This is a genomic window from Rathayibacter sp. AY1D9 (genome assembly GCF_002932395.1).
GTDB lineage: Bacteria > Actinomycetota > Actinomycetes > Actinomycetales > Microbacteriaceae > Rathayibacter.
The window spans coordinates 75964-88763 of sequence record NZ_PSVQ01000009.1 but is presented as its reverse complement, the minus strand read 5'-3'; the positions used below and the strand labels follow the sequence as shown (position 1 = coordinate 88763).

Sequence of the window (12800 nt, the reverse complement as noted above, 5' to 3'; positions counted from 1 at the left end):
GTCTTCACCCCCGACCGCCCGATCGTGTTCGCGTACCACGGCTATCCGTGGCTCACCCGACCGGTTCCGCTCCAACCACCCCGACCGCTCCGGCGACGCGACCTTCGAGAACCGGCCCCCGGTCATCCGCGCCCGGATCCACGGGGACGCACCCGTCTCCCGTCGCGCCGTTCCCGCAGCTCCTGCCCGCCGCGCGGACATCACCGACTTCGTGCCGTCGCCGGCCGGGACCCCGCGCAAGCGCCGGGGCCGTGTCGTCGGCAAGGTCGCGATGGTCGGCTTCGCCGGCGCGCTGGTCGCGACGATGGCGCTCCCCGCCTACGCCTTCACTCCGGGCAGCCAGGACGACGGCCTGTTCGCGGCGTCGCGAGCCGACCTCCTCCGCCAGGGCTCCGCGCAGACCGTCGCCGTCGACGGCGGAGTGGTGCAGGCCGCGATCGCCCGCGACGGCTTCTCGGCCGAGGCGGCGCCCCCGCCGCCCGCACCGGAGCCCGAGCCCGTCGTGGTGGCCGAGCCCGTCGTCGACACGAGCGACGTCGCGGAGGCGCGCGCCGAGACCGCCGAGGAGTTCAACTCCTACTCCGGCGCCTCGGCCAGCGAGATCGCGGCCGCCGCCCCGACCACCAGCTACAGCCTCTCGGCGGTGTTCGATACGGCGATGCAGTACCAGGGCGTGCCCTACGTCTTCGGTGGAGCCGACCCGAGCGGCTTCGACTGCTCCGGCTTCGTGATGTACGTCTTCGCCCAGTACGGCATCTCGATGCCGCACTCGGCTGCGGGCCAGGGCGCCATGGGCACCCCCGTCTCGCTCGCCGACGCGCAGCCCGGCGACCTCGTCATCATGGACGGCCACGACGGCTTCTACGCGGGCAACGGCAACATCCTGCACGCGCCGTACGAGGGCGCGAGCGTCCGCGTGCAGCCGCTGTGGACCTCCGACTACCGGATCGTGCGCATCAACGGCTGACCCGGTCGATCCGCTCGAGAGCCCGTCCCCTCCTGGAGGGGGCGGGCTCTCGTCGTCCCGCCGTGTGAACGCCGCGTGACGAATCCGGACCGACCCCTGGTGTTCCGGGCGTGAAGGGTTAACCTGAACCCCAGTCCGCTCGCGTGGCGAGCGGATCGATTCGTCGAGGGACGGAGTGCCGGGATGGCCGAGCGGAGCGGGCGCCACAGCGTGGGGCTGCGCTCGCGCGTGCGGCCGGCCGATTCGATACGCGCGCGGGTCCTCACCGCGGCGGTGCACTCCTCCGACACGCGGATACGACTCCACGTCATCGCGCGGCACTCCGCCGCGGCCTCGCAGGGCGCCGTCATCACGACGGCGCCCTTGCTCGTGGTCGCGGCGCCTTCGCGCGACGGCGTGCGACAGCACGGAGGTCACTGATGCGCACTCTGGTTCTCAACGCCGGCTACGAGCCGCTCGCGGTGGTGTCGTTCAAGCGGGCCCTGGTCCTGCTGATGACGGAGAAGGCGACCGTGATCGCCGCGGACGAGGGCAATCCGGTGCACAGCGCGCACGGCGACCACGTGCGGCCCTCGGTGATCGTGCTGACCCGGTACGTGCGCATCCCGAGCGGCCGCAGCGTGCCGGTGTCGCGCCGGGGCGTGCTCCGCCGGGACAACCACCGCTGCGGCTACTGCGGTCAGCACGCGGCGACGATCGACCACATCCAGCCCAAGTCGCGCGGGGGCCGGGACACCTGGGAGAACCTCGTCGCCTGCTGCCAGCGCTGCAACAACGTCAAGAGCGACCGCACCCCGCACGAGATGGGATGGCGTCTGCGCACCGTCCCCCGGATGCCGCGCGCCGGCTCCTGGCTCGTGCGCGGCGCGGAGCGGACGCAGCCCGACTGGGACGACTACCTGGCGCCCGCAGCCTGACGCTGCGGAGTCGGCATCGCCCCCGCGGATATCCGATGACGACGTTCCGCCGTTCGAGTGGACGCGGTGCGAGGGGCGGGCTCGGCAAGGCGGAGGAGGAAGCGATACCGGCGGTATCGCGCCTGACGACAACGCCGCTGAGGTCGTCCCTCGCGCCGCGTCATTCGTTGTCGTTGCCGGTGTTGGCGCTGGCGTTGCCGGAGCGCTCGCCGGCCCAGGTCCAGTTCGCGACCTCGGGGATGTCCTCGCCGTGCTCGCGGGTGTAGGCGCGGGCGCGGATGCGGGCGTCCTGCATCTCCTGGCGGAGACCGGCGGCGCGGGCGCCGAGGCCGGGGGTCCGGTCGATGACGTCGATCACCAGCGAGTAGCGGTCGAGGTCGTTGAGCATCACCATGTCGAACGGAGTGGTGGTGGTGCCGTTCTCCTTGTACCCGCGCACGTGCAGGTTGCCGTGGCCGGTCCGCTTGTAGGTCAGTCGGTGGATGAGCCACGGATAGCCGTGGTACGCGAACACGATCGGGCGGTCGGGGGTGAAGACCGCATCGAACTCGCGGTCGGAGAGGCCGTGCGGGTGCTCCGACTCCGACATCAGGCGCATCAGATCGACCACGTTGACCGTGCGGATCGCGAGGTCCGGCAGCTTCTCGCGGAGGATGCTCACCGCCGCGAGGGTCTCGAGGGTCGGCACGTCGCCCGCGCAGGCGAGCACGACGTCCGGGGACTCGCCCTGCCGCTCGCTGCTCGCCCACTCCAGGATGCCGAGGCCGCGCGTGCAGTGCGCGACCGCCTCCGCCATCGTGAGCCACTGGGGCGAGGGCTGCTTGCCGGCGACGACCACGTTGACGTAGTCCATGCTCCGGAGGCAGTGGTCGTAGGTCGAGAGGAGCGTGTTCGCGTCGAAGGGCAGGTATACGCGCACGACCTCGGGCTTCTTGTTGACGACGTGGTCGATGAAGCCCGGGTCCTGGTGGCTGAAGCCGTTGTGGTCCTGGCGCCAGACGTGGCTCGAGAGCAGGTAGTTGAGGCTCGCGATCGGGCGGCGCCACTCGATGTCGCGGGTGCCGTCCAGCCACTTCGCGTGCTGGTTGAACATCGAGTCGATGATGTGGATGAACGCCTCATAGCAGGTGAAGAGCCCGTGGCGGCCGGTGAGCAGGTAGCCCTCCAGCCAGCCCTGGCACTGGTGCTCCGAGAGCACCTCCATGACCCGCCCGGCGCGAGCCAGGTGGTCGTCGAGGGGGCTGAGCTCGGCGTCCCACTGCTTGTCGGTGGCGGCGTAGACGGACTGCAGCCGGTTGCTCGCGACCTCGTCCGGCCCGAAGAGGCGGAAGTTGGTCGGGTTGGCGCGGATGACGTCGGCGAGCCATTCGCCGAGCACCTTCGTCGCCTCCGCGACGGTGCCACCCGGCTGCTCCACGACGACCTCGTAGCGGCGGAAGTCGGGCAGGTCGAGGGTCTGCCGCAGCAGCCCGCCGTTCGCGTGCGGGGTCGCGCTCATCCGCAGCTCGCCCTCGGGGGCCAGCGAGCGGACGCGGTCGACCACGCCGCCCTCCTCGGTGAAGAGCTCCTCGGGCCGGTAGGAGCGGAGCCAGTCCTCGAGGAGGCGGGTGTGCGCCTCGGTGTCGCGGGCGTTGGGCAGCGGGACCTGGTGCGAGCGGTAGGTGCCCTCCACCTGGACGCCGTCGATCTCGGTCGGGCAGGTCCAGCCCTTCGGGGTCTTCAGCACGATCATCGGCCAGGCCGGGCGTGAGAGGTCGCCGGCGGCGGCGCGCTCCTTGATCGCCGCGATGCGGTCGAGCACCGTGTCCAGGACGTCGGCGAACCGCTCGTGCACGCGCATCGGGTCCTCGCCGTCGAAGCCGCCCTCGACGAGGAACGGCTCGTGGCCGTAACCGCGGAGGAGGCTGTCGAGCTCCTCCTGCGGGATGCGGGCGAGGACGGTCGGGTTCGCGATCTTCCAGCCGTTGAGGTGCAGGATCGGCAGGACGACGCCGTCGGTGAGCGGGTTCACGAACTTGTTGGAGTGCCAGCTGGTGGCGAGCGGGCCGGTCTCGGCCTCGCCGTCGCCGACGACCGCCGCGACCAGGAGGTCCGGGTTGTCGAAGGCCGCTCCGTACGCGTGGCTCAGCGCGTACCCGAGCTCTCCGCCCTCGTGGATGCTGCCCGGGGTCTCGGGGGCGGCGTGGCTGGGGATGCCCCCGGGGAAGCTGAACTGGCGGAAGAGGCGGCGCAGCCCCTCCTCCGACTCGTCGATGTGGGAGTAGATCTCGCTGTAGGTGCCGTCGAGGTAGGCGTTGGCGACCATGCCCGGTCCGCCGTGGCCGGGACCGGTGATGTAGAGGGTCGGCTGGCGGCGCTCGCGGATCGCGCGGTTCAGGTGCGCGTAGATCAGGTTGAGGCCGGGGGTGGTGCCCCAGTGGCCGAGCAGGCGGGGCTTGATGTCCTCCCGGCTCAACGGGGTCTTCAGGAGCGGGTTCGCGAGCAGGTAGATCTGTCCGACCGCGAGGTAGTTCGCGGCGCGCCACCAGGCGTCGACCGTGTCGAGAGTGTCCTGGGTCAGCTCGGCGTCGGCGGGTCGCGCGATCCAGCTGTGCTCGGGGACGGGCAGGAGGGACGGAGCGGGGGAGTCGGCCATGTGCCCACGCTGGCATCCGGACGCCCGGGGCGGAAGGGCCTTGCAGGCCCGGTTCCGGAGGGGGTCAGCCGCGCGGCGTCGCCCGGCGGAGGACCAGCGAGCCGACCGCCGTCAGGAGCGCGGCGGGGACGAGGAGCAGAGCGGCGGCTCCGGCGGTGCCCGCGCTCTCGAGGACGTCCACCACGACCGGCCGGCCCCCGGCGAGAGCGACGACGACGACCACCGCGAGTGCCACCGCTCCGAGGGCGAGGAGGAAGGCCGTCACTCCGCGCTCACGCCAGCGGAGGAAGACCGCTCCCGCTGCTCCGCCGAGGGCGAAGGCGGCGAGGAGCGAGCAGAGCAGGACGACGAAGCGCTCGAGCCACGGGCCGTCGAGGGGAGAGGCGAGGAAGAGCGCGCCGCCCAGCCACCAGCCCCCGGTCGCCTCCTCGATCGCCCCGAGGACCACGACGATCGCCGACCAGAGCACGGACAGTGCCGCGAAGGCGAGGGCGCTGCCGAGGACGTGGTCGCGCCGGGTCGCTCCGTAGCTCAGGGCCAGCCCGAAGGTGGCCGTCGTGGCCTGGATGGAGCCGATGAAGAGGAAGACGACGATCAGCATCCCCGGCCCCACGAGGAGGATGCCGGAGTCGCCGCCGCCCCGCTCGGCCCCGATCCCGCGGAGGACGAGCCACCAGATCACGAGGTTGCCGGCGAGGACGGCGAGCAGGACGAGCAGCGGCCAGCCGAGGACCGTCCCGGGGTGGGCGAGGTGGAGCCTCAGAACGGAGAGGATCCTCCGCGAGGAGGCGGAGCTGCGGGCGGGGGCGGTCATGGTCGGTCCTCTCGGATCGGTGGCGGTGGTGTCAGCTGCTGCGCGGGGTGGCGCGGCGGAGGATCGCCCAGCCCGCGACTCCGGCGATCGCGGTCGGGATGAGCGAGAGGGCGTAGCCGCCCGCGTATCCGACGCTGCCGAAGAAGGAGCCGACGGCGGGCCAGTTCTCGGTGAGCGTGAGGAGGGTGATCACGGCCAGCAGGAGGGCGCCGAGGATCCCGAAGAAGAGCAGCATCCCGCGCTGGCGCCAGCGCACGTAGACCGCCGCCGTCGCCGCTCCGATGAAGAAGAAGAAGAGCAGGGCGCAGAGCACCGCGACGGCCTGCTCGCCCACGGAGTCCCCGCCGAAGTAGATCGAGCGGAAGAAGCTGCCGCCGAAGCCCCAGCCGTCGGTCGCCCGCTCCACGATCCCGAGGACCACGAAGACGCCGGTGTAGAAGACCGAGAGGGCGACGAAGGTGAGGGCCGTGCCGAGGGAGAAGTCGCGGCGGGTGGCGCCGTAGCCGAGGGCGAGGCCGAAGGTGACGTTCACCGACTGGACGGCCACGACCATCATGTAGACGAAGAGGAAGAAGGACGCGCCGGAGTAGGTCATCCCCTCCTGCGCCTCGAGGCGCTCGCCGGAGTCGAGCCCGCGGAGGATCAGCCACCAGACGACCAGGTTGCCCGACAGGATGACGGCCGTGATGATCAGCGGCGTGTAGAGGATGGTGGCGGGGTTCGCGAAGTGCAGGCGGACGATGCTGCCGAGGCGGCCGGCGGCGGTGTCGTGGCGCGCGGGGGCGCCGGTGAGGGCGGTCATTCCGAGGCCTTCCCGGTGGTGAGCTGGACGACGAGCTGCTGGAGGGGGACGGACTCGAGTTCGAGCCCGTGGCGGGCGGCGGAGGCGCGGCCGGCGTCGTCGAGCCGGGGGAGCGTGGCCGAGGCGCGGCTGCCGAGAGCGGAGCGGGCGATGACCTCGCGGCCGGCGGTGAACGACTCGACGGCCTGCCGGGGTCCGATGACGGTCGCCGCGGCACCCCGCAGCTCCTCCGCGTCGCTGTCCACGACGAGGCGGCCCTGGTCGATGACGAGGACGTGCTCGAGCAGGCTGCTGACCTCGTCGATGAGGTGGGTGGAGAGGACGACCGTGCGCGGGTGCTCGGCGAAGTCCTGGAGGAGGCGGTCGTAGAACAGCTGCCGGGCGACGGCGTCCAGCCCCAGGTACGGCTCGTCGAAGAACGTGAGCGGGGCGCGGGAGGCGAGACCGACGATCACTCCGATCGCCGAGAGCTGTCCGCGGGAGAGCTTCTTGATCTTGCGGTCGACCGGGAGGCGGAAGTCCTCGACGAGCTCGCGGGCGAACGCCTCGTCCCAGCCGTCGAAGAACCAGGGAGCGCTGCGCAGGACGTGCTTCACCTTGAAGTCGTCGGGGTACTTCTGGCTCTCCTTGATGAAGCAGGTGCGGGAGAGGACGGCGGCGTTCTCCACAGGCGACTGCCCGAAGACGCGGATCTCGCCCGAGCTGGCGAACTCCTGGCCGGTGAGCAGCGACATCAGTGTCGTCTTGCCCGCGCCGTTGCGGCCGAGGAGGCCGTGGATGCGGTTCTCCTCCAGCGCGAAGCCGATGCCGTCGACGGCGCGCATGCGTCCGTAGTTCTTGGTGAGGTCGTGGACCTCGATGACCGCGCTCATCGCGATCCCCCTTCTGTGATCATGTCGGCGAGCTGCTCGGTGCTGAGGCCGAGCTTGGCGGCCTCGGCGAGCAGCGGAGCGACGAACTGGTCGCGGAACTGCGTGCGGCGCTTCTCGACCAGCCGGTCGCGCGCCCCCTCGGCGACGAACATGCCGATCCCCCTCTTCTTGTAGAGCACCCCGTCGTCGACGAGCAGGTTCACGCCCTTGCCGGCGGTGGCCGGGTTGATGCGGTGGAACGCGGCGAACTCGTTGGTCGACGGGACCTGCGACTCCTCCGGCAGCGCGCCGTCGATGATGTCGTTCTCGATCTGCTCGGCGATCTGCAGGAAGAGCGGGCGGGAGTCGTCCACGCGGGCTCCTTCGGTGCTGGGTTGAGTGGTTAGTTGGTGTTGTAACTAACCATGGAGGCGGGAGGCCTTCGTGTCAAGAGGGGTGTGCCGCGCAGTCGCCGCGACGAGGGCCGTGGCGTGCTTCGCTGGCGTTGTGGTGGGGCCCTGTCGTCGCTTCGCGGGGGGCGGGGCACGGCGGGTACACTGGCTCGGCCAGCCTCTGTAGCTCAATGGAAGAGCGACTCCGTCCTAAGGAGCAGGTTGGGGGTTCGAGTCCCTCCAGGGGCACCACGATCCGCGATCGGGATCAGTCCATCGGAAGACCGCGCCGTCGCTCCGTCTGACGCCACGGTCTGCCGCCCGCCCAGCACTCCGAGCTGTGCTGGTCGAGGCGACGACGGTCCGAGCCCTCGATGGTCCTGCCCGGGTGGGGACTCCTCGGCGGCAGGGACGCACGACCGAGGAGCTCCTTCGCGGGTTCTCGGCCGTCCTCGTCCTGAGCCTCTCCATCCAGCGGGACACGTTCGCGGACAGACGGCGCGCGGGTTTCAGTGCGCTGCTCGCGATAGCCGGTCGCATGGCGGCCATCCGCAGGCGGTGGCCGGCGGAATCCGAGACCCCCTTCTCGGCGGGATGTGGCGGGCCGTCCTCCGCCCGCGGTACGTGCGCGAGCTCCTCGATCAGGCGGAGAGCACGGATGCGCTCTCGGAGCGACGCCCAAGGCTCCGAGCGCTCACGGCCTTCTGAGGGCGTCTCGCGGGCCTTCGCTCAGGCGGCGCCGCCATGATCGAGGCTGGTACTCGACGGAAGGTTCTCTGTGAGCATGTTCAAGCGCGTTCTCGGCATGGCGTCGAAGGCGCTCGATTCGAAGAGCGGCTCGGGGTCGTCCTCGAGCGGGACGACCGATTGGCGCGACCTCGTGCGCACCGCCGCCGACAAGGTGACAGGCGACTCGCGGAGCGGGCAGGCCCAGCCGCCTCAGCAGTACGGCTCACCGCGGCGACCCTCCGCGCGCCCGCAGGACGCCCGGCCCGGGCAGCAGCCGGTGGTCACGCAGGAGGACCGCGCAGCGATCGCGCGCTACGACTACCTCCTCCGCACCGCCGACCCCGAGCAGCTCGAGCAGGTGCACCGCGACGCGTTCGCGAAGCTGACGCCGGCGCAGCGCACCCAGGTCGAGGCGCGGCTCCGCGACGAGCTGCCCGCGAACGAGCAGCCGCGGTCGTCCGCACCCGAGGACCTGGCGCGCGCGGCGACGCGCGGCGAGGCGCACGACCCGGGGTTCCTCAAGAAGATGTTCTCGAAGCCGGGGACCCGCGGCGCCCTCGCGGGTGCCGGCGTCGGAGCGGCGGCGGGCATCGGGCTCGGCGCGGCGGGCGGACTGCTCGCGGCGGTCGCGGGCGGCGCCGTGATCAGCAGCGTCGCCGGTCCGCTGCTCGCGCAGGCGTCCGGCCTCGGCGTGGACTTCGAGAACCTCGCCGGCGGGTTCGGCGATCTGGGCGACTTCGGTGACATCACGGGCGGCGCGGGAGAGTTCGTCTCCGGTGCGGGTGAGCACGTGTCCGGGCTGGGGGAGCAGGTGTCGGAGTTCGGCTCCGACTTCCAGCTGCCGGGGCTCGGCGACCTCGGGAACCTCTTCGACCGCTAGACGGACGGGACCGGAGCGCGCCTGCGGAGGAGCGGCGACGCGATCGCGAGTGCCGCGCCGACGACGAGCAGCACGGCCCCCACGATCGCGACGGCGGTCGTCGACCAGTCGGGGAGGTCGACCACCGTCGTGCCGTCGAGCAGCGTCCATTCGCAGGCCGCGCCCAGCGGCCACCACGACCAGAAGCCGCGGACCAGGTCGCCTGCCTCGGGCGGGACGCCGCCCAGGCTGACGCTGCACACGTAGTCGAAGCCCTGACGGTCGATGTTCGCGAACTGCAGAGGCACGAGCGCGAGGGCCGCGAGTCCGGCGACGGCGAGGACGAGGCCGGCGAGCAGGGCGAGACGCGCGGCGGTCAGGCGCTTCCTCGCCGGCGTCGAGGCGGGGGCGGGCGGCGTCTCGGTCATCGTCCGATGGTGGCACGCGTTCGTGGGGAGCAGGCGTGTGCCCGGGATCGGCGCCGAACAGCGCGGAGGCACGGGGCAGATGCGTCGGAGCCGCTCCTCGACCGCAGGCGCCACGGACGTCGGCCGGCACAGCGGCGACGGGGAGCCCTCGGCGTCGTACCCTCGACTGCATGGGGTTCGTCTTCTCGCTGGTGATCATCGTCCTGACCGTGCTCGCGCTGGTCGACGTCGTACGGCAGCCGGACAACGTCATCAAGAACCTGCCCAAGATCGTGTGGATCCTGCTGATCTTCTTCCTCCCGCTCATCGGCGTCTCGCTGTGGTTCCTGCTCGGGCACGACTGGAAGCGCGGCGACGGCGGATCCTTCGTGCCGGGCGGCCGAGTGCCCCGCCGCCGGAAGCAGGCGCCGCCGCCGATGGTGGTGCGGCCCGCTCCGAAGAGCACCGAGGAGCAGCTCGCCGACCTCGAGCGCGAGGAGGCGCACTACGCGCGGCTCGCCGAGGAGCAGCGTCGCCGCCGCGAGGGTGAGCGGCCGCTCGACGCGTGAGCGGCCGCTCCGGAGGCCGCTACTTCGAGAAGTTCGACGCCGCCCACTGGATCGAGGCGATCTTCGCCTGACCCGCGACGCTCGGGTGGAAGTAGTCGGTGGTCCCGATCAGGCCCTTGGTGACGGGGGTCGCGGTGAGCGCTCCGCCGTCCCAGTCGCAGAGCTGACCGGCGGCGCTGCACGCCGTCTGCAGCGCGGTGTTGTACTGCGTCGTCCGCGTCTTCGCGGCAGCGGCGGAGGCGGCAGCGGCTGTGCTGCTGAGCCTGCGGCCGGTGGAGCTGACGCCGCGCGTGGTCCGGCAGAGGTCGCCGCCCGCCCAGACGAGCGCGCCGACTCCGGTCTTCACGACCGACCACTCGGAGGCCACGTTCGGCATCGACGAGAGGACGATGCGGGCGGAGGGCCACGTGGTGCGGATCTTCGTGATCGCGGCGGAGGCTCCGGTGCGGAACGTGCTCGCCGGGGTCATCGTGTAGCCGTCGGAGGCGACGCGGTTGTCGGGCGAGCAGAGGTCGTTGCCGCCGATGAGCAGGGTGACGACGTCCGGCCGCACGCCGGCGGCGACCGCGGCGTCGATCCGCGAGGGGACCTGCGCGACGACGTCGCCGGTGGTGGCGAAGTTCGCGGTCGTGACGGTGGTGCCGGGGAGCGCGGTCCGCAAGCGGGAGGCGAAGGAGTTCACGGAGGAGCTGGTGCCGGTGGACCAGTTGTTGCGGGGGCAGTCCGCGAAGGAGCCGCAGGTCCCGTAGGCCTGGGTGATGGAGTCGCCGAGGCTCAGCACCGAGAGGGTGGCGGGAGTGGCGGCGGCGGCGGCCTGCGCCGGGAGCAGCGCGGCGGCGAGGGCGAGCGCGGCTCCGACGGCGAGGGCGCGGACGCGGCGGCTCGGGGTCGGCGGGCGGGAGAGGGAGAGGCTCATGGGGGACCGTTCTCGAGGGGGAGGACGGTGGGGGAACCGTCGGTGCTGACGCTAGGGGAGCGGCGCCCCGGATGACCCCGAACGGGTGACCCCAGAACGGGCCGGATGTGCGCGACGGCAGCGGATCCGGTCGTCCGGCGGGCGGAACCGTCTGGAAGGCGAGCGTCCTCTCAGCCGCCTGCCACCGGCACGATCCGCAGCCGGCTCATCGCCCAGACCAGCGCCCCCGACGCGAGGAACGCGACCGCGATCACGACGACGAACACCGACACCTGCCCGTACCCGGTCGCGGGATCCAGGAACGGATAGGGCACCCAGCCGTCCGTCGCTCCGCGGATCAGCACCACGACGAGCCAGACGATCGGGTAGACCACGACCAGCCAGAGCCTGCGCCACGGCAGCGGAGGGCGATCCGCGAGCAGCAGCCAGTCGAGCAGTCCGTAGACGGGGAACAGCACGTGCATGACGGTGTTGGCCCACGGCAGCGCCACTCCGCCCGCCACATCGGTGAGGAGGGTGTTGTAGACGAGGCCGACGACGATGATGTACCCGGTGAAGGCACCCCGCACCAGTAGGAGCCCGCCGGGCGCGGGACGGCGGCGGAGCGCGAGCACGGCGGTGGCTCCGAGCACGACGGCCAGCACGATGTTGCTCTGGATGGTGAAGAAGCCGAAGAAGTTGAACGGGTTCAGCGGCGTCCGAGAGGCGGTGTCGACGGCCGTCGCGATCACGGCCACCAGAACGGCGGCGGCCACGAGGAGGCGGAGAAGCGCGACCGGCACGCGGGCCGACTCCGCCCGGGAGGAGGGAGCGGGTGGCGTCATCGCTCGAGCGTAGCGCCGGAGCGCCTACCCTGTCCCCGTGCTCACGATCGGTGTCGACCTCGCTGCGGAGCCGGTGCGCACCGCTCTCGCCGCCCTCGAGTTCTCCGGCGGCCGGGCCGTCGTCCGCTCGCTCGTACTCGGCGCCGAGGACGCGACGATCGTCGATGCGTCACGGGACGCGGCGGTCATCGGGATCGACTGCGCGTTCGGCTGGCCGGTGGAGTTCGCGGCGTTCGTCTCCGCGCACACGCGACGGGAGGTCTCGCCGCGGACGCTCGCGGGACGCGACTGGCGCCGCCGCCTCGCGTACCGCGAGACGGACCGGGTGGCGCGCGAGGTCACCGGCCGCTGGCCGCTCAGCGTCTCGACCGACCGGCTCGGGATGACCGCGATGCGCTGTGCGGAGCTGCTCGACGCCTTCGCCGCGAGCGGAGAGGACGTCGACCGCTCCGGGCGCGGACGGCTCGTCGAGGCGTACCCGGCGGCGGCGCTGCGGCTCTGGGGAGTGGACACCACGGGGTACAAGACGCGACCGGAGGCCGTGGCGCTCGCCGCGGAGTCGCTGCGACGGGCCGCGCCCTGGCTCGATGTGCCGGCGCCCGCGCTCGCGCTGATGAGCCGCTCCGACGACGCGTTCGACGCCGTCGTCGCCGCTCTCAACGCCCGCGCCCACGCCCTGGGCGCGACCCTGCCGGTGCCTCCCGAACTGCAGGAGGCGGCGGAGGCCGAGGGGTGGATCGCGGTCCCGACCGGATCGCTCGCGGAGCTCGCGGGCTGATCCGGCCGTCTCGACGGGTGTGCGCTCAGGCCGGGATCTTCGCCCCCAGCAGGCCGGCGGCGACCTCGGCGGCCCGCTCGGCCTCCTCGACGGTCGAGAAGGGTCCGGTGGGGACGAGGGAGGGCGCGGTGGTCAGTCGGGCGTCGATCTCGAGTCGGAACCGGGGCAGCTCCGCCCCGGGAACGACGACGATCCTGACTCCGTTCCGGCTCCATCGCGCGGGTTGGATAGAAGAAATCTGTGTCATGGTGCTCTCCGCTTTCGCGATCATTCGCACGGGTGGCTGACGCCTCGACCGTGCACGCTTCACGCTACGTCCGGTGCCCGTCTCTCCGAACGG

Annotated in this window: 14 protein-coding genes and 1 tRNA gene; 6 read left to right on the top strand and 9 right to left on the bottom strand. The window is 72.0% G+C overall.

The annotated features are described in order from the left end of the window. Both C5C50_RS16900 and C5C50_RS06210 read left to right on the top strand, forming a co-directional pair. A partial coding sequence (locus C5C50_RS16900; RefSeq protein ID WP_308471831.1) for a C40 family peptidase occupies nucleotides 1-967 on the top strand: 967 nt, incomplete at its 5' end. 419 nt (nucleotides 968-1386) lie between these two features. Further along, nucleotides 1387-1884, top strand: coding sequence for an HNH endonuclease (locus tag C5C50_RS06210; RefSeq protein ID WP_104224608.1), 498 nt, complete (start codon nucleotides 1387-1389; stop codon nucleotides 1882-1884). 160 nt (nucleotides 1885-2044) lie between these two features. On the opposite strand, the gene C5C50_RS06205 is transcribed toward C5C50_RS06210, so the two are convergent. The 5 genes from C5C50_RS06205 to C5C50_RS06185 form a co-directional block, all read right to left on the bottom strand. After that, nucleotides 2045-4519, bottom strand: a complete 2475-nt coding sequence (locus C5C50_RS06205) for a phosphoketolase (protein ID WP_104273110.1) — start codon at nucleotides 4517-4519, stop codon at nucleotides 2045-2047. A gap of 64 nt (nucleotides 4520-4583) precedes the next feature. Beyond that, nucleotides 4584-5333, bottom strand: coding sequence for a hypothetical protein (locus tag C5C50_RS06200; protein WP_104273109.1), 750 nt, complete (start codon nucleotides 5331-5333; stop codon nucleotides 4584-4586). A gap of 31 nt (nucleotides 5334-5364) precedes the next feature. Beyond that, on the bottom strand, nucleotides 5365-6135 hold the full coding sequence (locus C5C50_RS06195) for an ABC transporter permease (RefSeq protein ID WP_104258198.1): 771 nt from the start codon (nucleotides 6133-6135) through the stop codon (nucleotides 5365-5367). Next, nucleotides 6132-7007 (bottom strand): ABC transporter ATP-binding protein, encoded by an 876-nt coding sequence (locus C5C50_RS06190; RefSeq protein WP_104261710.1) that lies wholly within the window; start codon nucleotides 7005-7007, stop codon nucleotides 6132-6134. Before C5C50_RS06190 ends, C5C50_RS06195 begins: the two co-directional genes overlap by 4 nt. Further along, entirely contained in the window at nucleotides 7004-7360 is a 357-nt protein-coding gene (locus C5C50_RS06185) for a GntR family transcriptional regulator (RefSeq protein WP_104224613.1), read from the bottom strand. Before C5C50_RS06185 ends, C5C50_RS06190 begins: the two co-directional genes overlap by 4 nt. 195 nt (nucleotides 7361-7555) lie before the next feature. Here C5C50_RS06185 and C5C50_RS06180 point away from each other — a divergent pair. After that, nucleotides 7556-7630: transfer RNA gene (locus tag C5C50_RS06180), tRNA-Arg, on the top strand. A 532-nt stretch (nucleotides 7631-8162) separates the two neighbouring features. After that, entirely contained in the window at nucleotides 8163-8987 is an 825-nt protein-coding gene (locus C5C50_RS06175) for a hypothetical protein (RefSeq protein WP_258066310.1), read from the top strand. On the opposite strand, the gene C5C50_RS06170 is transcribed toward C5C50_RS06175, so the two are convergent. After that, the gene (locus tag C5C50_RS06170) at nucleotides 8984-9394 is read right to left on the bottom strand and encodes a hypothetical protein (RefSeq protein ID WP_104249440.1); all 411 of its coding nucleotides are present in this window, start codon (nucleotides 9392-9394) and stop codon (nucleotides 8984-8986) included. The two genes, C5C50_RS06175 and C5C50_RS06170, sit on opposite strands and share 4 nt — an antisense overlap. Before the next feature lie 170 nt (nucleotides 9395-9564). On the opposite strand from C5C50_RS06170, the gene C5C50_RS06165 reads away from it, so the two are divergent. Continuing rightward, the gene (locus C5C50_RS06165; RefSeq protein ID WP_104273107.1) at nucleotides 9565-9942 is read left to right on the top strand and encodes a PLD nuclease N-terminal domain-containing protein; all 378 of its coding nucleotides are present in this window, start codon (nucleotides 9565-9567) and stop codon (nucleotides 9940-9942) included. Between the two features lie 19 nt (nucleotides 9943-9961). Here the strand turns inward: C5C50_RS06165 and C5C50_RS06160 are convergent, their stop codons facing one another. Together C5C50_RS06160 and C5C50_RS06155 are read right to left on the bottom strand one after the other, a co-directional pair. Then, a complete protein-coding gene (locus tag C5C50_RS06160) occupies nucleotides 9962-10858 on the bottom strand; it encodes a GDSL-type esterase/lipase family protein (protein ID WP_104246724.1) in 897 nt (298 codons plus the stop codon). A gap of 170 nt (nucleotides 10859-11028) precedes the next feature. Continuing rightward, nucleotides 11029-11682, bottom strand: a complete 654-nt coding sequence (locus C5C50_RS06155; protein WP_104246723.1) for a Pr6Pr family membrane protein — start codon at nucleotides 11680-11682, stop codon at nucleotides 11029-11031. A 37-nt stretch (nucleotides 11683-11719) separates the two neighbouring features. On the opposite strand from C5C50_RS06155, the gene C5C50_RS06150 reads away from it, so the two are divergent. After that, the gene (locus C5C50_RS06150; RefSeq protein ID WP_104273106.1) at nucleotides 11720-12460 is read left to right on the top strand and encodes a DUF429 domain-containing protein; all 741 of its coding nucleotides are present in this window, start codon (nucleotides 11720-11722) and stop codon (nucleotides 12458-12460) included. Between the two features lie 25 nt (nucleotides 12461-12485). Here C5C50_RS06150 and C5C50_RS06145 read toward each other — a convergent pair whose 3' ends face one another. Continuing rightward, the gene (locus C5C50_RS06145) at nucleotides 12486-12707 is read right to left on the bottom strand and encodes a hypothetical protein (protein WP_146076606.1); all 222 of its coding nucleotides are present in this window, start codon (nucleotides 12705-12707) and stop codon (nucleotides 12486-12488) included. Nucleotides 12708-12800 lie beyond the last annotated feature (93 nt).